General features: G+C 56.0%; 18 protein-coding genes. 8 read left to right on the top strand and 10 right to left on the bottom strand.

Annotation, left to right across the window (positions count from 1 at the left end):
• Positions 1 to 23 precede the first annotated feature (23 nt).
• A complete protein-coding gene (locus AC6I8R_RS21410) occupies positions 24 to 2,312 on the top strand; it encodes a molybdopterin-dependent oxidoreductase (protein ID WP_497832859.1) in 2,289 nt (762 codons plus the stop codon).
• A 78-nt stretch (positions 2,313 to 2,390) separates the two neighbouring features.
• Here the strand turns inward: AC6I8R_RS21410 and AC6I8R_RS21415 are convergent, their stop codons facing one another.
• The 3 genes from AC6I8R_RS21415 to AC6I8R_RS21425 are packed head-to-tail and all read right to left on the bottom strand — an operon-like array spanning position 2,391 to position 5,403.
• Positions 2,391 to 3,710 carry an MmgE/PrpD family protein gene (locus AC6I8R_RS21415; protein WP_497832860.1) on the bottom strand — a complete coding sequence of 440 codons (1,320 nt, stop codon included), beginning with the start codon at positions 3,708 to 3,710 and terminating at the stop codon, positions 2,391 to 2,393.
• Positions 3,707 to 4,861, bottom strand: a complete 1,155-nt coding sequence (locus AC6I8R_RS21420) for an amidohydrolase (protein ID WP_497832861.1) — start codon at positions 4,859 to 4,861, stop codon at positions 3,707 to 3,709. The genes AC6I8R_RS21415 and AC6I8R_RS21420 overlap by 4 nt, the downstream gene beginning before the upstream one ends.
• Entirely contained in the window at positions 4,858 to 5,403 is a 546-nt protein-coding gene (locus AC6I8R_RS21425) for a GNAT family N-acetyltransferase (RefSeq protein ID WP_415174624.1), read from the bottom strand. Before AC6I8R_RS21425 ends, AC6I8R_RS21420 begins: the two co-directional genes overlap by 4 nt.
• A gap of 349 nt (positions 5,404 to 5,752) precedes the next feature.
• Between AC6I8R_RS21425 and AC6I8R_RS21430 the strand changes: the two genes are divergently transcribed.
• The 3 genes from AC6I8R_RS21430 to AC6I8R_RS21440 are packed head-to-tail and all read left to right on the top strand — an operon-like array spanning position 5,753 to position 9,389.
• Positions 5,753 to 6,823, top strand: coding sequence for an iron-containing alcohol dehydrogenase family protein (locus AC6I8R_RS21430; RefSeq protein ID WP_497832862.1), 1,071 nt, complete (start codon positions 5,753 to 5,755; stop codon positions 6,821 to 6,823).
• 49 nt (positions 6,824 to 6,872) lie between these two features.
• Positions 6,873 to 8,174 (top strand): LLM class flavin-dependent oxidoreductase, encoded by a 1,302-nt coding sequence (locus AC6I8R_RS21435; protein ID WP_415174622.1) that lies wholly within the window; start codon positions 6,873 to 6,875, stop codon positions 8,172 to 8,174.
• Between the two features lie 15 nt (positions 8,175 to 8,189).
• Positions 8,190 to 9,389 carry an aminotransferase class I/II-fold pyridoxal phosphate-dependent enzyme gene (locus AC6I8R_RS21440; RefSeq protein ID WP_497832863.1) on the top strand — a complete coding sequence of 400 codons (1,200 nt, stop codon included), beginning with the start codon at positions 8,190 to 8,192 and terminating at the stop codon, positions 9,387 to 9,389.
• 144 nt (positions 9,390 to 9,533) lie between these two features.
• Here AC6I8R_RS21440 and AC6I8R_RS21445 read toward each other — a convergent pair whose 3' ends face one another.
• From AC6I8R_RS21445 to AC6I8R_RS21455, 3 genes are all read right to left on the bottom strand, one after another.
• Positions 9,534 to 9,935, bottom strand: a complete 402-nt coding sequence (locus tag AC6I8R_RS21445; RefSeq protein WP_415174620.1) for an H-NS family histone-like protein — start codon at positions 9,933 to 9,935, stop codon at positions 9,534 to 9,536.
• A 164-nt stretch (positions 9,936 to 10,099) separates the two neighbouring features.
• On the bottom strand, positions 10,100 to 11,395 hold the full coding sequence (locus AC6I8R_RS21450) for a CitMHS family transporter (RefSeq protein WP_497832864.1): 1,296 nt from the start codon (positions 11,393 to 11,395) through the stop codon (positions 10,100 to 10,102).
• A 403-nt stretch (positions 11,396 to 11,798) separates the two neighbouring features.
• Positions 11,799 to 12,929 (bottom strand): L-dopachrome tautomerase-related protein, encoded by a 1,131-nt coding sequence (locus tag AC6I8R_RS21455; protein ID WP_497832865.1) that lies wholly within the window; start codon positions 12,927 to 12,929, stop codon positions 11,799 to 11,801.
• A gap of 125 nt (positions 12,930 to 13,054) precedes the next feature.
• Between AC6I8R_RS21455 and AC6I8R_RS21460 the strand changes: the two genes are divergently transcribed.
• Positions 13,055 to 13,942, top strand: coding sequence for a LysR family transcriptional regulator (locus tag AC6I8R_RS21460; RefSeq protein ID WP_497832866.1), 888 nt, complete (start codon positions 13,055 to 13,057; stop codon positions 13,940 to 13,942).
• 392 nt (positions 13,943 to 14,334) lie between these two features.
• Positions 14,335 to 16,533 (top strand): ferric-rhodotorulic acid/ferric-coprogen receptor FhuE, encoded by a 2,199-nt coding sequence (gene fhuE / locus AC6I8R_RS21465; RefSeq protein WP_415174617.1) that lies wholly within the window; start codon positions 14,335 to 14,337, stop codon positions 16,531 to 16,533.
• Between the two features lie 64 nt (positions 16,534 to 16,597).
• Here fhuE and AC6I8R_RS21470 read toward each other — a convergent pair whose 3' ends face one another.
• On the bottom strand, positions 16,598 to 17,116 hold the full coding sequence (locus AC6I8R_RS21470) for an SRPBCC family protein (RefSeq protein ID WP_415174703.1): 519 nt from the start codon (positions 17,114 to 17,116) through the stop codon (positions 16,598 to 16,600).
• A gap of 167 nt (positions 17,117 to 17,283) precedes the next feature.
• Positions 17,284 to 18,435: an acyl-CoA dehydrogenase family protein gene (locus AC6I8R_RS21475; RefSeq protein ID WP_497832867.1), complete on the bottom strand. Its 1,152-nt coding sequence runs from the start codon at positions 18,433 to 18,435 to the stop codon at positions 17,284 to 17,286.
• A 213-nt stretch (positions 18,436 to 18,648) separates the two neighbouring features.
• Here AC6I8R_RS21475 and AC6I8R_RS21480 point away from each other — a divergent pair, with 213 nt between their 5' ends.
• Complete coding sequence (locus AC6I8R_RS21480) at positions 18,649 to 19,698, top strand: ABC transporter substrate-binding protein (RefSeq protein ID WP_208725784.1); 1,050 nt, start codon at positions 18,649 to 18,651, stop codon at positions 19,696 to 19,698.
• Positions 19,699 to 19,759: 61 nt separating this feature from the next.
• Here the strand turns inward: AC6I8R_RS21480 and AC6I8R_RS21485 are convergent, their stop codons facing one another.
• Positions 19,760 to 20,767: an ABC transporter permease gene (locus AC6I8R_RS21485; RefSeq protein ID WP_497833055.1), complete on the bottom strand. Its 1,008-nt coding sequence runs from the start codon at positions 20,765 to 20,767 to the stop codon at positions 19,760 to 19,762.
• Positions 20,768 to 20,777: 10 nt separating this feature from the next.
• On the bottom strand, positions 20,778 to 21,839 hold the full coding sequence (locus AC6I8R_RS21490; protein WP_497832868.1) for an ABC transporter substrate-binding protein: 1,062 nt from the start codon (positions 21,837 to 21,839) through the stop codon (positions 20,778 to 20,780).
• A gap of 195 nt (positions 21,840 to 22,034) precedes the next feature.
• Here AC6I8R_RS21490 and AC6I8R_RS21495 point away from each other — a divergent pair, with 195 nt between their 5' ends.
• The gene (locus tag AC6I8R_RS21495) at positions 22,035 to 22,811 is read left to right on the top strand and encodes an ABC transporter ATP-binding protein (RefSeq protein ID WP_415174614.1); all 777 of its coding nucleotides are present in this window, start codon (positions 22,035 to 22,037) and stop codon (positions 22,809 to 22,811) included.
• The last annotated feature ends 1 nt before the right edge of the window (position 22,812 follow it).

Consider the following 22,812-nt stretch of genomic DNA (forward strand, 5'->3'; position numbering starts at 1 on the left):
TTCTTTTTTAGCCAGGAACAATGATGACGCAGAAACCAGTCATGCACAGCGCACACTGGGGAGCTTTCCATGCTCAACAGCAGGGCGATCAACTCACCATTGAGCCATTCCACCGCGATCCCGATCCCAGCCCGTTGTTACAAAATTTCCGTCACGCCCTCAGCCATCCGGCGCGCGTGGCGCGTCCGATGGTACGTCGTGGCTGGCTGGAAAATGGCCCCGGACCGGATCAACGCCGTGGTAACGATGAATATGTTGCCGTCAGTTGGGAAGAAGCCTATACCCTGGTGGCAAACGAATTAAAACGGGTTGGCGACAACTATGGCCCGGAAGGCATTTTTGGTGGTTCTTACGGATGGTCGAGCGCGGGGCGTTTCCACCATGCGCAAAGCCAGGTACATCGTTTTCTCAATACCACCCTGGGTGGCTACGTACGCTCGGTCAACAGCTACAGCTCCGGTTCGGCGTCCGTGCTGTTGCCACATATCGTGGGCGATATGAACGAGATTGCCCGCCGCGGCGTAAGCTGGGAAGAGATTGCCCAACACAGCGACGTGGTGCTGGCGTTTGGCGGTCTGGCGCTGAAAAATTCACAGGTTGCCAGTGGTGGCCTGAGCGAACACACCGAACGTGGCTTTATGCAGCAGGCGGCACAACGCGGCACGCGCTTTATCTCCGTCAGCCCATTAAAAAGTGATTTACCGGATGAAGCTCAGGGTGAGTGGCTGGCGCTACATCCTGGTACTGACGCGGCGTTTATCCTTGGCGTGCTTTCGGTACTGATTGCGGAAGGCTTGACCGATGAAGCCTTCCTCGCCCGCTACACCGTAGGCTGGCCGCAGATGGTGGCGTATATTCGCGGCGAAGAGGATGGCACGGTACGTGATACCCAGTGGGCGGCGGCGATTTGCGGTGTTGATGCGGCGTTTATCGCCCAATTTGCCCGTCAGTTACAGGGTAAACGTGTGTTGGTAACGGTGGCGCACGCCTTGCAACGTGCCGAACATGGCGAACAGCCGGTGTGGTTGGGTTTGGTGCTGGCGGCGGCATTGGGGCAACCCGGCTTGCCCGGCGGCGGTTACACCTACGCCCTCGGTGCACTTGGTCACTATGGTAAGCATCATAACCTGGTCAGCTTCCCGGCGTTGCCGCAGGGAAAAAATGGTATCGACCGCCTGATCCCGGTGGCGCGCATCGCCGATATGCTGCTCAACCCCGGCACGCAGTTTGATTACAATGGCCGTCGCCTGACCTATCCCCATATCCGCCTCGCTTACTGGGCGGGCGGCAATCCGTTCCACCATCATCAGGATCTGGCGCGCTTACGCCAGGCGTTTTGTCAGCTGGATACGCTGATTGTCCATGAAATTGCCTGGACGGCCAGCGCCAGACACGCCGACATTGTGTTACCCGCCACCATGACGCTGGAGCGCGAAGATATAGGTGGAGCACCGACCGATCGCCATCTCTTCGCCATGCAACCCGTGGCGCAACCTTATGCTGAGGCGAAAGATGATTACGCGATTTTCAGTGAACTGGCACGCAGGCTGGGCCGGGAAGAGGCGTTTACCGAAGGACGCGATACGCGCGGTTGGTTGCAGCATCATTACCAGCAGTTGCAGGAAAAGCTTGCCGCGCATCAGGTCACGGTCCCAACCTTTGAGCAGTTCTGGCAACAGGGCGTTGTGGAGTTGCCGCAATTGAAGGACGGCGGGCGCATGATCAACGCATTCCGCGCCGACCCGGATGCGGCACCGCTGCCGACGCCGAGTGGAAAAATCGAAATCTACTCGGCCACCATCGCCAGTTTTGATTATGAAAACTGCCCCGGACACCCGGTATGGCGCGAACCACAGCAACAACCGAACGATGAACATCCGTTCTGGCTGATCGCCAATCAACCCGCCACGCGTCTGCATAGCCAGTTGGATTTTGGTGATTACAGTCTGAGCGGGAAACGTGATGGCCGGGAAGTATGCAGCCTGAATCCGCAGGATGCGTTGCGGTTAGCCATCAATGATGGCGACATTATCGAGTTATACAACCAGCGGGGACATGTGCTGGCCAGCGCGCGCGTCACCGATACCATCATGCCGGGCGTGGTCCAGCTACCGACGGGAGCCTGGTACGATCCGGTTGATCCCACCGCTGCACGGCCATTGTGTCGTCATGGGAATCCCAACGTGCTGACGCTGGATATTGGCACCTCGTCATTAACTCAGGGCTGTAGCGGGCAAATTACCGTGGTGCAGGTCAGGAAGTATGCCGGGGAACTCACGCCGGTACAGGCATTTATTCCGCCGTATTGCTAATCCATCCGTAACGGCGCGCGATAAATCGCGTATTACGTAGCGGCGCGATTTATCGCGCTGTTACTTGATGACAGGCATCTATCCCCGCAACACGTCTGCCAACGCCTGCAAATCTGCTGACGTCCTTAACTCACTGCTTTGCCACAACAAAGCCTGGCGTTCTGCCGTTTCCTGCCTCAGCGCCAGACGCAGTTTGCCCGCCACATCCACCGCATCGGCCAGCGATTCCTGCCGGGTACGACGTTGACGCATTTGCGTGCCATTTTTCAGTGACAACGTCACCTCATGAAAGCGCAGCGCCGGGTTAATTGCATCCGGTGGGGCGGATTCATCTGGCGTACGCCGTACTTTTGCCGCCAGCGGCATCACGTTATGGTTGAGGTCGCCTTCGGCAAAATCCTCCAGACGCAGGTCGTCATACATCAACATTGCGGCGATAACATATTCGAGGCTGAAGCGTGCCTCGATGCCGTTGGCTGGCACTTGTATCGACGCCGCAATATCGCCACCCGGCGGGAACGCGACGCTAATATCGACGATGTTATCAAGCAATGCCTCCAGCGGTTGCCCGCTTGTCAGCCACTCCTGCCTTAATAAGCGCGCAGCCTCGGCGGCACTGTGAGTCCCGGCGCAGGTCGGGAAAGGTTTGAACTCCAGCCCCGGGGTGATGATACGCCAGGGCGCGCCCCAGTTTTCTGACAGCTTTTCCGGCTGTGCCTGACCGTTGCTGCTGGCCGCGAGGAAAGCCTCAAGCACGCCATCCTGTTTGCCATCGATTCCGGCCAGCGTCAGCTGCGCCGCTGCAACAGCCCGTTCCGCCGCAAATCCGGCGTGCAACGGTTTAATGGCAGAACCAAATTGCGCCCGTAAGCCGCTCGCCTGGGTGGCGGCGATGCCCAACAGGGTCGCGGTTGCGACGACATCCAACCGCAGAAAACGGGCCAGCGCGGCAGCCGCAGCGAGGGTGCCAAGCGTGGCGGTGTTGTGATATCCCAGCGCGTAATGTTGCTGACTGGCCGCCAGACCGAGCCGTCCGGCTACTTCCACGCCGATGGCGTAAGCATCGAGGAACTGCTCAGGCGTGGCTTGTGGCTGGTGCTGATGCCAGGCAAACAACGCCGGCAGGATCACCACGCTGGGATGGCCACGAAAATCAGCATGGAAATCATCGTAATCCAGCGCATGGCTGGCATAGCCCAGTAACAACGCCTGGGAACGGATGCTGCCATCGCCGTAAACGGTGCGCAGCGCCGGTAAGCCGCTGTCCGGTACCTGGCCGCGTAGCACCGGCCAGCTCACCGCGAGGAAATCACGTATGCCTTCGCGCGCTTTGGTCTGCGCCAGGTGATCGGGTTGGCTGTGAACAATACGTTCTGCCAATGCGCGGGACAGGGTCATGGCTGTGGCTCCTGGCTGAGCAATGCGGCTACGGCCAGATTTGCCAGGTAACGCGACGTCGGCAGCAACACCTGATCGTTGATGCGAAATGCCGGATGATGCAGCGCATAAGGCTCACCGGTGCCAATCATCATAAAGGCGCCGGGGAATTGCTGCTGATAGAAGGCAAAGTCTTCGCCAATCGGGCTGGCTTCCACTACGCGGGCTTCAAAACCGCTGGCGCTGGCCTGCTGTAACGCGAAATCGGCCCAGTACGCATCGTTGACCACCGACGGCGGCCCCGCATGCCAGTTAAATTTCACACCCACGCCAAAGGCGGCACCGATTCCATGCACGATTTCGCGAAAACGCTGCTCCAGCCGTTCACGGGTGGTTTGCGAAAACGAACGCACCGTGCCTTCCAGCCAGGCGCTGTCGGGAATCACATTCCAGGTGCTGCCACTGTGAACCTGGGTAATCGACACCACGGCATTATCCGCTGACGGGGCGTTACGGCTGATCAGAGTTTGCGTCGCCGCGATAATCTGCCCGGCGACGATGATCGGATCGTTACCTTCATGCGGTTTGGCAGCGTGGCTGCCGGTGCCGGTAATGGTGATATCAAAACGGTCCACGGCGGCGGTAAGAGGTCCGGCTTTGCTGCCAATGACGCCGGGCGGCAATGAAGGATCGTTATGGATGCCGAAAATGGTCACGGCATCCTGCAATGCGCCAGTGGCAATCACGTCCGGGGCACCCTGGCCCGTCTCTTCCGCCGCCTGGAACAAGATACGAACGCGGCCGGGAAGGGTGGCTTCCTGCTTTTTAAGCAAAATTGCTGCGCCCAGCGCGGCTGAGCTATGGAAATCATGACCGCAGGCATGCATGACGCCCGGTCGTTCGGAACGGAAACTGACGTCAGATTGTTCTTCAATCGGCAGGGCATCGATATCGGATCGCAGCACTATCAACGGCCCCTGTTGCGGGCCGACTTCAGCCACCAGGCCGGTTTTCAGCGGCAAATCGAGAATGCGAATCTGATGGTGTTCCAGTTGCTGGCGCAGACGCGCGGTGGTTTCGAATTCCTGGTTAGACAGTTCTGGAAAACGGTGCAATTCCTGGCGGAAAGCGACGAGATAGTCTCCCAGCGCGGTTTCATCAATGGTACTCATGCCTTGTTCCCTTGTTGTGCTGCCTGGCGCGTCAGCCAGGCATCATGTGCGCTTTCATCCAGCACTTTCTTCATATAGAGCGTGATATGGCCTTTACCCAGGTCGGTGGTATGCATCGGCTGGAAGCCACGCTTCAGGTACATTTCCTTTAACCACGGATGGCTGATGGCGGTCCCCAGCGACACCGCTGGCGCACGCAACTGACCAATGATGATCTCCTGCTCCAGCCAGTCCTGAATCTTGCGACCATATTGCTGACCGGGATAGTCGGGATGCGCGCCAAACCAGCCAATATGCGGCAAGCCAAACGGACCGGGTAGTGGTCCCCACGGGTAGCGGATGGTAATGGAAGAAACCATTTCGCCATCGGCGTATAACCCATACACCCCGTGGCTTTGCAGATGACGCAGCGTTTTTTCAAGATCGGCGCTGGCGGCATCGAATTTTATTCCCAGTGCTTTGGTGGATGCGTAAGCGGCATGCATCAGCGCCTGGTAAGTTTCAACTTCGTCTTCTCTGACCTGGCGAAAATCGAGTTGCATAGTATTCCCCGGAAAAACCGCCCTGTTGGCGTTTAAGGCGGCGCGATTTATCGCGCTGGTCTGCGATTCGCGCGCTAAATCACGCCGCTACGAATTTATGGCAACGCGCATGATAATTAAGGCACGCGTGAAGGGTAATGAGATTAACAGCAAAGGCTATGCGCGCTATATCTAAAAAATAACTAAGCTAATGCATATTTGTGAAAATGAAATCACCGCTTTTTTATTGCTTAAATCCTTATTTACCGTAGTATGCAGAAAGCATACAGCGCTATAACAAATTCGCATTAACTCTCTGTAACAACTCAATTTTATCCGTTATAGCCTTTCTTTTTATCAGGGTAACGCCGTGTTAGCGATTAAATCTCCGCGCGCCTATGCGCATGAGGCGGGCCTGCGCGCACGCGCTGGTGAGTTTATTAAACCTTACGCCACACATATCCGTATCTTCACTTCTCCCAACGCCTGGCAGGCGGTGAACCCAGAATTAACCACCAGCCTTGAGGCGCATGGCATTCGCTGGCAACTGGAATATCTGCACGGTGAATGCACCGATGACGCCATCGCCACCTTGCAACACAATGTTGAGCAGCAAGGCGCGGAACTGTTGTTTGCCATTGGTGGTGGTCGCGTGCTGGATGCCGCCAAAGCCGTTGGCAGCCAGATGCCGGAATTGACGGTGATTAATTTCGCCACGCTGGCCGCCACCTGTGCCGCCTGGTCGCCGGTCGCGATTATCTACACCCCGGAGGGCGGGCATGTGCGCAGCCAGCCGCTTGGCAAAATGCCTGAACTGGTGCTGGTAGATAGTGAAGTGATCGCGCGCAGCGACGCCCGTTATCTGAAGGCGGGTATTGTTGATGCGCTGGCAAAATACTACGAATTCCGCCCTTATCAACGCCACAACCCCGACGACCTGGCGCTCGATCTCAAGGTGATGACCGCGTTACGCGCGCTGGATACCTTTCGTCAGTTTGGCGCGGAGGCGGTGGCCGCCAATCAGCAGCAGCAGGTCACCCCGGCGCTGGTAAAAGTCATTGATGCCAATATCGTGCTGGCCGGGCTGGCGAACAGCGTACGCGACGTGCTGCCCACCCCAGGTTTTGCTCACGCCATTCATAATCGCCTGACCCACCAGCCGGAGCTGCATCACTGGCTGCATGGCGAAAAGGTCGGCTACAGCCTGCTGGTTCAGTCGCTCATCGAACATGATGGCGTACCGGATGCTGAATTACTGGCGCTGTTGCGTCAATACGATATGCCGCTGACGCTGGCTCCGCTAAGCGGCGATCGCGCTGAGCGTATTCGTGCCATCGCGCAGCAAATTAAATTCCCGGCCGCCAGTGCCGAACGTCTGCCGTTTAGCCTGTCCGCTGAGGCGCTGGAACAGGCTTTGCTGGCAACCGACAACGCATTTTAAGCGTGCGCTGCGGCGTACATTTTCTCTTTTACAGACCAGGACATCTTTTATGGACAGCGCAACTTCATCTCGTCGCCTGCGACTCGGCCTTTTTGTACAACCCGTTGGTCAACACGTCAGTGGCTGGCGTCTGACGCAGCAACTCGGCGATCCGACCGATATCGACTGGCTGATCACCATCGCGAAAAAAGCGGAAGCAGGCAAATTTGACCTGTTTTTTGTTGGCGATGCGTTGGCGACCAGTATGTACCGCCTGCCTTCCACTATGGCACGCCTTGAGCCGTTGACCATGCTGTCAGCCCTCGCGGTCAATACCAAACGCATCGGCCTGGCGGCAACGGCGTCCACCACTTTTAGCGACCCGTTCACTATGGCGCGCAGCTTCTCCTCGCTGGACCATATCAGCCGAGGTCGCGCGGCGTGGAACGTAGTGACCTCTTTCTCCACCGACGTTGCGCGCAACTTTAGCCGCAGCGATATGCCGAATCACGCCGAGCGCTATGCGCGGGCGCGTGAGTTCCTCGAAGTGACTTACAAATTGTGGGAAGGCTGGGAAAAAGATGCGGTGCAGCCAAACAAAGCCACCGGCCAATATTTTATTGATGACAAGATCCAGCCGATCAACCACGAAGGCGAGCATTTCCAGGTTCAGGGGCCACTGAACATCACCCGTTCGCCGCAGGGGCGTCCGGTGATTATCGAAGCCGGATCCTCTGCCGATGGTCAGAAGCTGGCGGCGGAAACCGCCGAAGTGATCTTCACTGCGGCAGCCAGCCTCGAAGAAGCGCAGACCTTCTACCGTTCGCAGAAAGATCAGGTGATTGCAGCCGGACGCAACCCGGACCATGTGGTGATTATGCCGGGCGTGATGCCGATTGTCGGTCACACCCGTGAAGAAGCCAAAGCGCTGTGGAAAGAGTTGAACACCCTGGTGGATATCGAAAACGGTCTGCGTCAGCTCTCCCTGCGTTTCAGCATGGATCTGAGCCAGTATCCGCTCGATGGTCCGGTGCCGGAAGTGCCGTTGGGCGAAGGTAACCAGAGTCGCGTCAAGCTGATGACCGATATGGCGAAGCGAGAAAACCTGACGCTGCGCGAGCTGGCCGCGGTTGCTGCCGGTTCCCGTGGACACCGCGTGATTGTCGGCACCGCCGAAGATATCGCCGATGACTTCCAGCTGTGGCTGGAGCAGGGGGGCGCGGATGGCTTCAACATCATGCCAGCGATCATGCCAGAGCAGCTTGACCTGTTCGTTGAACTGGTGATCCCGGAGCTGCGTCGTCGCGGCCTGTTCCGTGATGAGTATGAATTTGCCACCCTGCGCGAAAACCTCGGCCTGCCTGTGGTGTAACGACTGGAGAACAGCATGGTCACCTTATCAAAGCGTGTGCAATCCGTGTCTCTCTCCGCCAATGCTGCGGCGCGTCAATTGACGCGCCAGCTTAAAGAGCAGGGCGTGGATATTCTCGACCTCACCACCGGGGAGCCTGATTTCGATACCCCGGCCCCTATCCGCCAGGCGGCTGTAGTGGCAATGGAAGCGGGAGAAACCCGTTATACGCCTACGCCCGGCACCACGCCGCTGCGCAAAGCGGTACAGCAGAAGCTGGCGCGGGAAAATCAGTTGTCGTATGAGGTGGAGCAGATCGCCATCGCCAATGGCGCTAAGCAGGTTATCTTCAACGCCTTTGCTGCCACCCTCAACGAGGGCGATGAGGTGATTGTGCCGGTGCCATACTGGCCGACCTTCCCGGACAGCGTGCGTTTTAACGGCGGCGAGCCGGTGTTGCTGGCGTGCCCGCTAGAGCAGCAGTACAAGTTGCAACCACAACAACTGGCTGCGGCAATCACCCACAAGACACGCTGGCTGGTGCTGAATAACCCCGGCAACCCTTCAGGCATGGTGTACAGCCACGAAGAGTTGACCGCGTTGGCGGCAGTGCTACGCGATCATCCCGACGTCCTGATCATGCTGGATGAGTTGTATGAACATATTCTGTTTGATGGTCGTCAACACGTTAGCCTGCTGCACGTTGCGCCGGATTTAACACCACGCATCTTGCTGGTCGGCGGGGTATCGAAAACCTATGCCATGACCGGCTGGCGCATCGGTTTTGGCGCCGGTCCGAAAAAATTGATCAGCGCCATGACCGTGGTGCAGTCGCAAAACAGCTCCGGTGCCAGCGCCATCAGCCAGGCCGCTGCGGTCGCTGCGTTTAACGGGGGGCTGGATTTTCTGCCGCCGCAGCGCGAAGCGTATCAGCAACGACGTGATGCCATCATGGCAACGCTGAGTCAGGTGCCGGGTATTGAGGTGCTTAACCCGGAAGGGGCGTTTTTTATTTTCTGTCGCTGTGCTGGTCTGCTGGGGAAAACCCGCCCGGATGGCAAAAGGCTGGAAAGTGAAGATGATGTGCTGAACTACCTGCTGGAAAGTGGCGTGTCCGGTGTCGCCGGCAGTGCCTACGGTTTGTCGCCGTATTTTCGTCTGTCGATTGCCACGGATATTGCGAGTGTCACCGAGGCAGGGCATCGCATTGCTCGTGCCTGTGCAGTGTTGATTTAACTGCATGTAACCGTAGCGGCGCGATTTATCGCGCTCTTTTGACCTTTACGATGGAAAACAACGCGCGATAAATCGCGCCGCTACGTAGCCTGGAAGAGAAGCGCAAGCCTTGCCCACGATGGAGCAAGGCGTTTTCCCTGAATATTAGATCAGGAAATCATCCAGCGAACCGCCAGCGTCGAGTACGCTTTTGATCGGGGAAGGCGTACGGCCCTGACCGGTCCAGAATTTCTCTTCACCGTTTTCATCGGTAAACTTATATTTCGCCGGACGCGGTGCGCGTTTTGCTTTAGGTTTGCTTTCGCCCTGAGTTAATTGCGCCAGTTCATTAATATCAATACCGTCGTTCAGCAGCATTTCTTTATACAGCGCCAGTTTTTCTTCTTTCTCGCGCTGTGCGGCATTTTCCGCCGCAGCTTCTTCACGACGTTCGGCGATCACCGCGCTGAGCTTTTCCAGCATTTCGTTTAAAACTTCAACCTCAATATCACGCGCCTGGGCACGCAGTGTACGAAGATTGTTCAATGCCTTCAGTGCATCGCTCATAAATAAACCCTTAGTAATGGTATGACTCAATCAAAAAAGGGCATTCTACGGGAAATGAAGACAAAAGAAAATATTCTGGCGCAGCCAGATTAGTCCTGAAAAATATCGGGACATCAGGATGGCAAACTATAACCTGATATCCCACCGTTCAAAGCGAGGATATTTTAGGCATCACGATAAAACGGAAAGCAGCCGGTAATCAGCGCAACCAGCAATAACACCAGGCAGGTTATAAACGACCAGCGTAATGTAAAGCGTTGAGCTTGCGCATAATCCAGTTTCAGCATGCCAATCAATAAATAGGTTGAAGCGACCAGCGGGCTGAGAATATGCACCGGTTGTCCCACCAACGCGGCGCGAGCCATTTCAATTGGCGAGATACCATAATGTCCTGCCGCCTGAACCAGCACTGGCAACATACCGAAATAAAACACATCGTTGGAAACCATCCAGGTGACCGGGATGCTTATTAACGCGGTAATTACTGCCAGATAAGGGCCAAGCGCAGGCGGAATCACGTTCACTATCGCGGTTGCCAGGCTATCGGCCATGCCGGTTTCAGAGAAGATGCCGGTAAACACCGCAGCCGCGAAGATCAACCCGGCCACGGCGAGGATGGCCGGTGCATGGCGCGTAATTTGCTCCTGCTGCTGACTGAGTTGCGGATAGTTCACGACGAACATGATGGCGGTTGCCAGCATAAACAAATAGGCCATCGGCACCACATCCAGCACCAGCAAGGTCATGAGCGCGATAGTCAGCGCCCAGTTAAACCAGAAACGCCAGGCCACACAGGGTTTCTCTTCAAACTGCAATCCGCTCAGCGTTGCTGAGTTCCCGCTGTGAAACCCAATGCGGGTGCGCTCGCGGCGGCCCAGCAACCAGGCCATGACAAAGGTCCAGACCACGCAGGCCAGCAGCGGCAGCAGCATTGGCACAAACAAGGTGGCAACATCGGCATGCACTGCCGTAGCGGCACGCGCTGTCGGGCCACCCCAGGGAAACATATTCCCCAGGCCGGTGCATTGTAATAGCAGGCAGGCCACACTCAGTTTTGATAAGCCAACGCGTTCATATATCGGCATAAAAGCTGCCAGTACAATCATATATACCGTTGCGCCGTCACCATCCAGCGCCACAATAAAACCCAGCAGGGCGGTGCCGATAAATATTTTGACCGGGTCACCATCAACGGCGGATACAATGCGTTTAATAATCGGATCAAACATTCCGGCATCGGTGACGCTCATAAAATAAAGCATGGCGAAAATCAACATCACACCGGTGGGGGCAACGGTACGTAATCCTTTAATCACCATGGTACCCATTTCCGCACCCTGGCCGGATAACAGCGCAAAAATTGTTGGGATAATAATCAATGCCGTTAAGGCGGAGAGTTTTTTGCTCATTAATAAGCCGATAAAACAGCCGATCATAAGCACACTGAGGATTAACAGCATGGCAGGTGTCCTGTTCAGAGGTTAATACCCGTCATACTTCAAGTTGCAGGCACGTTGGCTGCGTTCATTCACCCCAGTCACTTACTCGTGTAAGCTCCTGGGGATTCATTCTCTTGCCGCCTTCCTGCACCTCGAATTATTTTGGGTATATTCGGGTATAAATAAAAACAAACGACTATTTATTGTTCAGTTACACCTTTTTCCCCCTCATCATTCGGACATTATTATCCGGAAATTATTTTGACGAGAGCAAGATGCATTTATGGGAAAAATGCGTGCAACTTCTTATTTTTAATAAAATTAAAATCGCTTCAGGTTATGATTTATCGCGGTATTATTTGCGCTCCTCAACCATATCGCGAAGAAATAAAACACGCCCGGCCACTGCAACCGGGCGCATAAATTAACCGTGATCGCGCGGTGAAGGCGCAATCGGTAATGGCAGACGATAAAGTTTCACCGGATATTCTACGGTTGAAGGTTTCCCCCCGGTGGTGGCAGGCGTGCGGTTAATTTGTGCCGAAGGCATCCACAACGCCCCTTTAGAAATCCACATCGCATCAATCCAAACGAGGCGTGGATCCTGAATCACCGTGGTCACGGCACCATCCGGCGCAATGCGTTTGATGCTGCGGGTATTGATATCCGAGGCATAGATATTGCCCGCGGCGTCAATCGCCGTGCCGCCGGTGCTCCAGGTGTCGCGCACTTTCTCCGCGTGTTGTGCCACGTCAGCCGGTGAAAGTTTCTCGTCATTCAGATAACGGGTTTCGATGCGCGCCAGCGGTCCGGGAATGGCCTGATAGTAAAGCCATTTGCCATCAGGTGAGACTTCCAGCTGATCGAGGCCAACACGTTTTTCCCGACCATCGCGCAGGAACAGTTTTTTGCCGTCGGCATAGATTGGTTGATGATCGATAGAAAGCGGATGATCATCCAGCACGCGCCAGCTTTTACCACTTTTCATATTTAACACCACCAACCCCACCGCACCGGGATCGGTCAGATAGGCGTAATCCCCATTGAAACGCACATCATCCAGATAGCTGGTGGCTTTCAGTACCGGAGCGTTAAACACGTAGCTGCCGACCACGTTGCCGCTTTGCAGATTGATGCGTACCAGTTTGGCTGCGCCTGCTACCGCGTGATCGCCGGTGCCGATGCCTTTGTTACCGGCATCCATCACCCAGAGATCGCCATCCGGGCCAATCCGCAGGGCATTAACGTGATAGAAATGATGCTCAGGATCGGTACTCTGCCATTGATTCCAGGCCGCATCGGGATACGCCTTAAGCTGACCGTTCACCACTTCAGCCAGCTGTATACCACTGCCCTCCGATTGGGTCAGGGAGGCAAAAATGCGGCCATCGTGGCTGACGGTGATACCATTCCACACCCGTGGGGAGGTGGTCACCTGTTGCAGGCGGCTATCTTGTTGGGTGGGTAGCTTAACCGGCAGGGTATCCTGTGCCAGTAGCGGTGCGGCGACGGTAACGGTCAGCGCCGCGATCAGCGCTTGCAGCGAATGCTTCATCCTTATCTTCCTTCTGAACATGGCAGGTTATTTGTTGCTCTGTTGTTAATGTCTTTCCATCCTGGCAGTCCGGAGTGATAAATTATATTCTCTGATTTTTATCAATTAATTCCTGGTGGGAATGAATGGAGCTGAAAGATCTGCATTATCTGCTGGCGGTGAAGGAGACCGGGCATCTGGGTAAAGCGGCGCAATCCCTTGGTATCACTCAGCCTGCGCTGACCAAATGTTTGCAGCGGCTGGAAAAGTTCTACGCCACCCGACTGATTTTGAAGGTCGGGCGTGGCATGCAACTGACGGAAGCGGGACTGCTACTTTGTGAACGTGCTCAAAAAGTCGTGCACATGATGCAGGTGACGCGCCAGGATTTACAGGCGTTGGGGGCAGGGACCGCGGGGGTGATCCGCCTCGGCGTGGCTGCCACAGCGGCAGAATTTATGCTGCCAATGCTGAGTCGTGATTTGCTACATAAAGCGCCAACGGCACGGTTGGAAGTGACCGTGGGGATGAACGACTTGCTGCAAAAAATGCTGCGGGAAAACAAGATCGATCTCATCCTCGGTTATTTGCCGGATGGCAACAGCGAGTTTATTACCCGCCCGCTGATTGACGATCCGGTGGTGATTGCCGCCAGCAAACGGCATCCGCTGGCGAATATCCATCCGACACCGGAACAGCTTGATCAATTTAACTGGCTGTTGCCTTCCATGCAGGTGGCGACGCGTCAGTGGCTGGAGCAACGTTTACGCAGCGGAGGCTATGCGTCCCCGCGCGTACAAATGGAAAGTAATACCTTGTCGCCGCTGCGTCAGGTCATCGCCAGTACGCAATTGCTGAGTTTTCTCTCGCGGCGTTTGCTGAAAGGCGAGGGCGAAGATGCCTCGCTGGTGGAGATTCCCCTGCCGCTGGTCACCATGCCCCGAACCTTTGGCTGGCAGTTCCGCTCTTTGAGCGAGCTTTCCCCCGCCTCACGTTTACTGGTTGATTTAGCGGAAAAACGCTGGCATTGGTAATACGATCCTCGTGATCCGTAGCGGCGCGATTTATCGCGCGAGCCGTTTGCGCATTGAGGCAAAAGCGCGATAAATCGCGCCGCTACGGAGCTTTCCTTGAGTGATGATTGCCATCAGAAACTCTCATCTTTCCTTAATCATTGAAGAATAAGTGATTTTCCACGAAAAAATTCTACGCAACTGGAAACAATTACTTGCAATGGAAATCTTAATGCGTATATTTCTCATTTGCTTTCTTAACGACATCTTTACTGTCGCACTGTACGTGCCGGGACGGCACAGTCAGGCGCTTATTTCCTCCTGACCGTTATTCTTCAACAGCTATTTATGGCCGGATGCCAGCAGACGCCAGCGGGCATGTCGTCATTAATAACAAAAAATTGAGGAATATTATGTCTTTCGAAGAAAAGCGCGTCAGGGAACACGCCCGGACTTCGCAGCGTGTGCTGCGGTTGTCAATGCTGGCGATGTTGATTACCTCGGGTATCGCCCATGCGGCAGATACGGCCAATAAAGAACAAACGCTGACGGTTAATGCCAGTGCCACGAATGCCGACCAGCAGGAGCAGGCCGCACAGGATTACAGCGTGCCTGTGACCCGTGCCGGTACCAAAATGGCGCTGACCGCCCGTGATATTCCGCAATCAGTCAGCATTATCAGCAAGCAACGTATGGAAGATCAGCAGTTGCAAACGTTGAATGACGTGCTGAAAAATACCACCGGTATCAAAAGTGTCAGTCAGGATATGGACCGCCCACTGTTCTATTCGCGTGGCTTCCTGATTGATAACTACATGATCGACGGCATTCCCACCGCGTTTGCTTCACGCTGGAACCTCGGCGATGTGCAAACTGATATGGCCCTGTATGAACGCGTGGAAGTGGTGCGTGGCGCGACTGGCCTGCTCACCGGTCCGGGCAACCCTTCAGCCGCCATCAACATGGTGCGCAAACACGCCGACAGCAAAGAATTTACCGGCAGCCTTGAAGCCAGCTATGGCAGCTGGAATAAGCAACGCTATGTTGCTGACCTCTCCGCACCGCTGAGCGAAGATGGCCGCGTGCGTGGTCGCGTGGTGGCGGGTTATCAGGACCGTGACAGCTTTATCGAGCGTTACAATAACCAGAAACAGTTTGTCTATGCCGTGGTGGACGCCGATCTGACCGATTCCACCAAACTCTCGGTCGGTTATGAATTCAGCCAGGTTAACACTGATTCACCGATGTGGAGTGGTGCGCCGCGCTGGTACACCGACGGCACGCAGATTCGTACCCGCCGTGGTTATAACACCGCGCCGGACTGGGCCTATAACGACAAAGAGAACAAAAAGGTCTTTGTTAATCTGCAACAAAACTTCGATAACGGTTGGAACATCACGCTGAACGGCACGCACAACGAGATGTTCCTCGACAGTAAGATGCTGTATGTCGATGGCTATTTCGATAAATCCACCGGTATCGGCACCTCGCCGTATGCCAACTATCCAGTCATCGGTGGCACCGGTTATAACACCGGAAAACGTAAAGTCGATGCGGTGGATGCCTTCGCCAGCGGTCCGTATGAACTCTTTGGTCGTCAGCATGAGTTGATGGTGGGCGTGAGCTACAGCCGCCAGGACAACAAATACTACAGCGCCTGGGACAATATCTCTCCAACCCAGTTGGGTGACTACAGCGATTTCAACGGACAGTACCCGGAAACCGACTGGAACCCGCGTACCGAGTCCAGCGACAGCCAACTGGTGCGGCAGAAATCGACCTATCTTGCGACACGTATTTCTCTGGCCGATCCACTGCATGTGATCCTCGGTGCCCGTTATACCAACTGGAACCGCCAGACCATGAGTGCAGAGATGGAGAAAAACAACATCACCCCCTATGGTGGTGTGATTTATGACATTTCGGATAACTGGTCAGCCTATGCCAGCTACACCTCGGTATTCCAGCCGCAGGATTATCAGGATGCTTCCGGTGGTTACCTCTCCCCGGTGATCGGTAAAAACTACGAAGCAGGCGTGAAATCGGACTGGTATAACAGCCGTCTGACCACCACGTTCTCCGTATTCCGTTCTGAGCTGGACAATGTTGCGGTGAGCACCGGGCAGGTAAATGCCAGCACCGGCAACACCATTTATGAAGGCAAGAATGGCGTGGTCAGCAAAGGCGTCGAATTTGAAGTCAATGGTGCGTTGACCGATAACTGGCAGATGACCTTCGGCGGCACCACCTATCTGGCGGAAGATCGTAATGGCGATGCCTACAACTCACAGCTGCCACGCACCTCGTTCAACCTGTTCACCAGCTATCGCCTGCCGCAACTGGACGCGTTAACACTGGGTGGCGGCGCGACCTGGCAATCAAAAACCTGGGGTGATGTGAGTGGGCCGGACGGCAATGGCACCTGGCGTGCCCGTCAGGGTAGCTATACGCTGGTGGATCTGTTTGCCCGTTATGACGTCACCAAAAACGTTAGCTTACAGGCCAACCTGAATAACCTGTTTGACAAAGAGTACGACACCAACGTCGGCAGCGGCGGCATTGTCTACGGTGAACCGCGAAACTTCTCGGTTAGCGCGACTTACCGCTTCTGATAAAAAGACGCCTCTGCGGCGTCTTCTGTCGCGGCGCGATAAATCGCGCCGCGACGAATGAATATTACTGACCTTTTTGCGCTCTGGCGGCGGCCACCAGGCCATCCAGCCAGTCCTGATGACCATTAATCATCGGGTTCGGCTGGGCTTTAGCCAGCTCTTTCGCCGGGTTACCGTTTTGCGTTTCCTGGGTCAGGATGCGCACACGGTTGTCAGATAAATCTTCCACCAGCCAGGCGTGCAGCACATCAAGGCGATCTGCCGCCCCTTCTTCGCCAGCCCAGCCATGCCACGCAACACGTCCCGCTTCACCGGCTGACGGCGCAACGTATTCCGTTACGCGGGCTTCAACCGGGAAACCAAAGGTTTCAAAGTAGAAGCGATCATCCTGTGCCAGTACCGGTCCTTTGTTGTCGTAGAAACGAGCATTGGCGGAGTTTTTGTAGTAGGTCGGCCACAGCGCCGGTGTCACCAGCAGCGGCCAAATGTCTGCGGCAGACAGACCCGCAACAATCACTTCATTAGAACAGTAGTTATCGGTAAAACCGGGGATAAAGCCTTCCGGCCAGACAATGGCATTCATTTTCATGGTAATCACCTCTCATGTGTTTTGATGGGATTAGCATGAGCCTGTTTTTCATATAAGTGAAATTGATAGTTATGATATTTGATATCACTGTTTTTTATCTCATGCCAGGTTGCCTCCATGCGTAGCGGCACGATTCATCGCGCTGTTACAAAACCGTGCCACTACCGGGGATGTGATGTCGCCGCACCCAGGGCGGCTTTTCCCACCGAAGTGAAGATAGCGTCATCCTGCGGCGTATGGATACGGCCACACAGCACGTTACGTAAGTGACGTTGTAACGGGTTCTGGCGGCTTAAGGCGTGGTTGCCGATGCTCTCCACCATCAGTTGTACAGCGTGGATGGCGTTCTCCGTCACCACCTGTTTCACCTGGGAGGCATGCGCGCTGGCGATCTCTCCCTGCGCGCAGCTATGCAGCAAACAGGCATTGGTAAACAACCGCGTGTCGATTCGTCCCACTATCTCCTGAAAACGAGGCAGGGAGGCGAGTGGCGCGGCAAGGTTGGCCGGAACGCGTTGTTGCAGAAAAGCGATAAACCAGTCGCGCGCGCTTCGGGCGATGGCGTCATACAGGGTGCCAAGCAGCGTTGCCATCCATATCTGCTCCTCGTCACTCAATCCCGGTTTGGGTGTGCTCCAGGGGGCGACGTTCACTGCGTAATCGAAGGGGATCAACACCTCATCCAGCACCACCCGATGGCTACAGGTGCCACGCATACCCAGATGATCCCACTCCTCGATAATACGGATGCCAGGCGCGCTGGCGGGTATCAGATAGCCACCGACCAGCGGATCGGCATCATCGCTGCTGGCCCACACCAGAAACCAGTGCAAACCGTGGCTGCCGGTGGAGTAAATCTTTTCACCGCTAACACGCCAGCCTTCGGCGGTACGTCGTGCCCGGGTACGCGGCAAGCCCCCACGCGCCGGAGTGCCCAGCTCGGGTTCCACCCGAAGCGCATTGATTAACGCCCCGTGCTGCCGAACGCTGGCGGCAACCTGCTGGCGTACGGCGTCAGGCCAGTCAGCGTCTTTGCCCAGACGGCGGGTATTGAGATATTGCATGATCAGAATCAGCGCGCTGGAAGGCTCCCCGCGTGCCACGGCAGCGATAACCGCCTGACATTCACGCAACGTCGCACCGCTGCCACCGGCTTCCAGCGGCAACGCGTAATGCAACAAACCGTGCTGGCGCAGCAGCGCAAAAATGGCGTGGGGAAAATCGCCGTTTTCATCCACGGCGGCTGCCTGGCTTTCTAACGAACGGGTCATCACCGGTAAAATTTCGTTGAGCAGAGAAATATTATCCGCCATTACGTGCCGCCTTATTCATGCATATTTTTAATAAGGTCTGATTGTTTATTTTTATGCCGGGGATGTAAAAGCAATAAAGCGGATAACCACATGCGTAATCGGCATAATTCTACGGCTGGTTGCCACGGTTAATTACGATTAACCTGCCTGCTCCTGAAAAGAATTATTACAGCAACAACATCTCAACCTGCATTTATTTTTGGGAGTAAAACCATGCCAGTTAATTATTCACTTTCACGCCGCCATTTTCTCAGTTATTCCGCTGCCGCTATGTTGGCGCCAGGCCAGGTGTTCGCCGACGATGCGATGGCCGGAATGCACATGTCCGGCGATTTATTGCAGGGCGGGGCGGGAAAATGGGCGTTAGCTAAACCCACCCACATTCGCATGGCGGTCAATCTGAACGCCATCTGCCTCGCGCCGGTGGTGGTGGCCGACCAGCATCAATTCTTTAAAGCGCACAACCTCGAAGTGGAGTTCGTCAACTTTGGCAACTCGACTGAACTGTTGCTGGAATCGATCGCCACCGGTAAGGCTGAAGCGGCGATTGGCATGGCGCTGCGCTGGCTAAAGGCGCTGGAGCAGGGTTTTGATGTCAAGCTGACCGCCGGAACCCACGGTGGCTGTATGCGCCTGCTGACGCGTGATGATGGCCCGCGTTCGCTGGAACAATTGAAAGGCCAAACCATTGGGGTGACCGATATGGCTGGCGCGGATAAGAACTTTTTCTCGCTGCTGCTGAAAAAGCACGGCGTTGATCCCACTACCGATGTGAACTGGCGCGTCTTTCCGCAGGACCTGCTGCCGATGGTGTTGCAAAAAGGCGAGATTCAGGCCGCCAGTGGCTCCGACCCGATTATGTGGCGCTTAACCCAGCAGCCGGGTTATCGCGAGGTGGCGACCAACCTGATGGATGAATACGCCAACCTGAGTTGCTGCGTGGTGGGGACGCGTGGCAGTTTGATCCGCGATCAGCCGGACGTCGCTGCGGCGATCACCCACGCGATTTTGCAGGCCCACGCTTACGCCGCACAACACCCGGAGGTCGTCGCTCAGGCGTTTAACGGCAAAGCGCTCAACACCACGCCACAGGAAATCGCCAGCGTGTTGAAAACCCATACCCACGGCCATTACTCGGTGGGCAATGCGTTTGTACAAGAGATTGATATCTATGCGCGGGATTTGAAAGCCATCAACGTATTGCGACCAGAAACCGATCCGCTGCTGTTCGCCAAAGGGATTACCTCGAATGTATTGGTCTGACCGTAACGGCGCGATACCTGGCGCATCGCGCCGTTACTAGTCGACCTCATGTAGTCAGGGGTTACCACTGCACCGCACTACGCTGCCACGCCAGCGTGCGGTCACGAATCAGGAACAGCAGGGAGATGAGTGAGGAGAACAACAGCGCCATCACGATCAGCGCGGCATACATATTGGCGTAAGCCGCCCAGCCCTGCGCCCATTGCAGATACCAGCCAAGGCCTGATTTCACCCCCATCATTTCCGCCGCTACCAACACCGAAAACGACGCGCCCAATCCCATAAACAAACCCACGAACAGATGAGGTAACGCGGCCGGGACTGCCACCCGCAGCACCAGGAACCACGCGTTTGCCCCCAGGGTGCGCGCCACATCGTAGTAACGACTATCGACACTGGCGACGCCCGACCAGGTCAGCACCGTCACCGGGAACCAGGTTGCCAGCGCAATCAAAAATACCGCCGCCGAGAAGCTAGACGGGAAGAAATAGAGTGACAGCGGCAACAGCGCCGTTGAGGGCACCGGCCCAAGGAAGCGTAAAATCGGATGGACCCAATATCCCAACCCACGCGACCAACCGATGGCGACACCGGTGACAAAGCCAACCAGGCTACCGTAGAGAAACCCCAATGCCAGCAGGCGCAGCGAGTTGAGCACGCTGTCAAGCAGACGCGGCCAGTCGGTGGCGTACGCCTCAATCAGCGCGCGCGGTGGCGCAAAGAAGGGGGCGGGCAACAACGCCAGCTTGGCGGTGACGATCTCCCACACGCCGATTAGCACTGCCAGCACCATCAGCCAGGAGCCGCTGCGCTTGAGAGGGGAAAGTGCCTGCAACCGGGGAAACAGACCGGCAATAATCGCCAGCACGCTGAGTAACCCCGCCAGAGCGGCAAACAGTTCATGGGTTTGATCGACAAAACGCGGCGCAGCGAAGCCAACTGGCTTATCTGGCACCGCCACCATCAGCGCTACCAGCGCCCACCACAACACCAGCGCACCCCAGATGGCGGGCTGCACCCGGCGTACGCTTGCCTGACTGCGGGTTATCGTCAGCGTTTCACTGGCCATCATTGTCTCCTTAGCTGGACATGTTACTCATCGACGCCAGGGTGCTGGCGTGCTGGTGGCTGGAGGACTCGGTCAGCAACTGCGGGACGTAGTGCTCGGCAAAGCGCTGCGCATCCGTATCTGGCCGGATTACATTGATTTTCTTCAATTCATCGACATACACCGCGACTTCACTGCGCAATTGCGCGCCAGTGGAGTGGTGATGGTGCGTATGCTCGCGCAGCATGGCGGCAATATCCGCTACCGGTACTGAGCCGGGGACAAACGGCTGGAAAATGCGCGCGGTTTCATCGGGGTGGTCGGCGGTCCACTGCTGAGCATCGACAATCGCCTGGGTGATTGCCCGCGCGGTGGCCGGATCGTCACGCACCAGCGAGCCACGCAGGCCCAGCACACAGCAGGTGAGGTGGGCGTATTCCCCGTTGAGGTTGTTGTCCACCTCCACCAGGTTATGCTGCTTTTTCAGCAACCAGCCCTGGGGATCGTCGGTCGCCAGCGCCTGCACTTCACCTTTGCGCAGGGCTTCCCCGAACAGGTCAGAGGGATATTGCAGCCAGTTCACCTGGGTATCAGGATTGATGCCCTGTTTCGCCAGTTGAATGGCGAAGAAGTTGCGGATCGGGCTGGCCTGGTCGCTCACCGCCACGGATTTGCCCACCAGATCTTTCACCTGATGGATACCGCTGTTTTGCGGTGCCAGCAGACGCATACAACCGCCGTGGGTACCGACAGTGAGATCGACATCAAAACCCTGCTCCAGCGGTTTAAGCCAGCGCAGCGCCATGCCGATGCCGCCATCCGCCTGTCCGGTCGCGATGGCCTGCAACAGCGCATCGGTTGGCCCGCTAAAGTTAACCGGCTCAACATTCAGGCCATATTTTTTAAAGAAACCTTGTTTGAGCGCGACGGAAATGGGAGCCTGACAGACAGCGGTTTGCCCCCAGGCCAGTTTGACGGTTTTCAGCGTGTTATCCGCCGCAAATACCGTCGGATTTACCGCGCCAGCGGCACCCAGCAAACCTAATCCACGTAATAAGCTGCGGCGAGTGAGAGAGATATTGTGCATTGCCATCATTCCTTCCATGTAAAAAAATCACTTCAGGCACTATGGCAAAGCCTGACTGCACCACCAAATAACAATCCCGCATGTCTTCATGCAAATTCCCTTTATGTTTTTCGGGGGTATTGATTGCCGAAATTGCTATTTTGTGGGCGAGAAGGTGCGTGCTAATTATTTTTTATTTTTCTGAACAGTGGGAGCAAATATATGGCGGGTGAACTGTCAGGGGTGAATATTGCGATAGAAAAAGTCAGCCACCATTTCAGCCTTGAAGGCAGGGCGTTACCGGTACTGGAAAATATTAATCTGCACGTTGCCGCCGGAGAATTTGTGGCATTGCTCGGGCCGTCGGGCTGTGGCAAATCGACGCTGCTGCGTCTGCTGGCTGGGCTCGAACAACCGGTCAGCGGCTTGCTGGCAGAAGAGGGGCGCGCCATCACCGCGCCCGATCCGTCGCGCGTGGTGGTGTTTCAGGACCCCACGCTCTATCCCTGGCGAACGGTGTACGACAATGTCGGTCTTGGCCTGCAAATCCGTGGTGAGGGTCGCACGGTGCGGGAACAGCGTATCAATGCGATGTTGGATCGCGTCGGCCTGACGCAGTTTGCCCGTGCCTGGCCGCACCAGTTATCCGGCGGTATGGCGCAACGTGCTGCATTGGCGCGGGCGCTGGTCAATCATCCCCGTCTGCTGATCCTGGATGAGCCGCTGGGTAAGCTGGATTCATTAACCCGCCTGCGTATGCAGCAGGAGATCGTCGATTTGTGGCAGGAGCAGCAATTCACCACCCTGATGGTGACGCACGATGTGGAAGAAGCGTTGGTCATGGCGAATCGCGTGGTGGTGTTCAGCCCGCGTCCGGCGAAAGTGCTGGATATCATCACGGTGGATTTACCCTGGCCGCGCCGTCGCGACGATGCACATTTGGTGGCGTTGCGCAGCCGCATTCTCGATCTGCTGGGGGCAGAGCGGGCGGCAGCCTGAG

Source organism: Pantoea sp. X-Soil-OKNW-713 (assembly GCF_059730685.1).

What these genes read in the sequence shown, in the direction of transcription:
- AC6I8R_RS21455 (WP_497832865.1), bottom strand. Translation starts at nt 12,929, where the DNA reads ATGAAGCATTCGCTGCAAGCGCTGATCGCGGCGCTGACCGTTACCGTC.
- AC6I8R_RS21435 (WP_415174622.1), top strand. Translation starts at nt 6,873, where the DNA reads ATGGACAGCGCAACTTCATCTCGTCGCCTGCGACTCGGCCTTTTTGTA.
- AC6I8R_RS21485 (WP_497833055.1), bottom strand. Translation starts at nt 20,767, where the DNA reads ATGGCCAGTGAAACGCTGACGATAACCCGCAGTCAGGCAAGCGTACGC.
- AC6I8R_RS21410 (WP_497832859.1), top strand. Translation starts at nt 24, where the DNA reads ATGACGCAGAAACCAGTCATGCACAGCGCACACTGGGGAGCTTTCCAT.
- AC6I8R_RS21415 (WP_497832860.1), bottom strand. Translation starts at nt 3,710, where the DNA reads ATGACCCTGTCCCGCGCATTGGCAGAACGTATTGTTCACAGCCAACCC.
- AC6I8R_RS21450 (WP_497832864.1), bottom strand. Translation starts at nt 11,395, where the DNA reads ATGCTGTTAATCCTCAGTGTGCTTATGATCGGCTGTTTTATCGGCTTA.
- AC6I8R_RS21475 (WP_497832867.1), bottom strand. Translation starts at nt 18,435, where the DNA reads ATGGCGGATAATATTTCTCTGCTCAACGAAATTTTACCGGTGATGACC.
- AC6I8R_RS21460 (WP_497832866.1), top strand. Translation starts at nt 13,055, where the DNA reads ATGGAGCTGAAAGATCTGCATTATCTGCTGGCGGTGAAGGAGACCGGG.
- AC6I8R_RS21440 (WP_497832863.1), top strand. Translation starts at nt 8,190, where the DNA reads ATGGTCACCTTATCAAAGCGTGTGCAATCCGTGTCTCTCTCCGCCAAT.
- AC6I8R_RS21490 (WP_497832868.1), bottom strand. Translation starts at nt 21,839, where the DNA reads ATGGCAATGCACAATATCTCTCTCACTCGCCGCAGCTTATTACGTGGA.
- fhuE (WP_415174617.1), top strand. Translation starts at nt 14,335, where the DNA reads ATGTCTTTCGAAGAAAAGCGCGTCAGGGAACACGCCCGGACTTCGCAG.
- AC6I8R_RS21480 (WP_208725784.1), top strand. Translation starts at nt 18,649, where the DNA reads ATGCCAGTTAATTATTCACTTTCACGCCGCCATTTTCTCAGTTATTCC.
- AC6I8R_RS21445 (WP_415174620.1), bottom strand. Translation starts at nt 9,935, where the DNA reads ATGAGCGATGCACTGAAGGCATTGAACAATCTTCGTACACTGCGTGCC.
- AC6I8R_RS21420 (WP_497832861.1), bottom strand. Translation starts at nt 4,861, where the DNA reads ATGAGTACCATTGATGAAACCGCGCTGGGAGACTATCTCGTCGCTTTC.
- AC6I8R_RS21425 (WP_415174624.1), bottom strand. Translation starts at nt 5,403, where the DNA reads ATGCAACTCGATTTTCGCCAGGTCAGAGAAGACGAAGTTGAAACTTAC.
- AC6I8R_RS21470 (WP_415174703.1), bottom strand. Translation starts at nt 17,116, where the DNA reads ATGAATGCCATTGTCTGGCCGGAAGGCTTTATCCCCGGTTTTACCGAT.
- AC6I8R_RS21495 (WP_415174614.1), top strand. Translation starts at nt 22,035, where the DNA reads ATGGCGGGTGAACTGTCAGGGGTGAATATTGCGATAGAAAAAGTCAGC.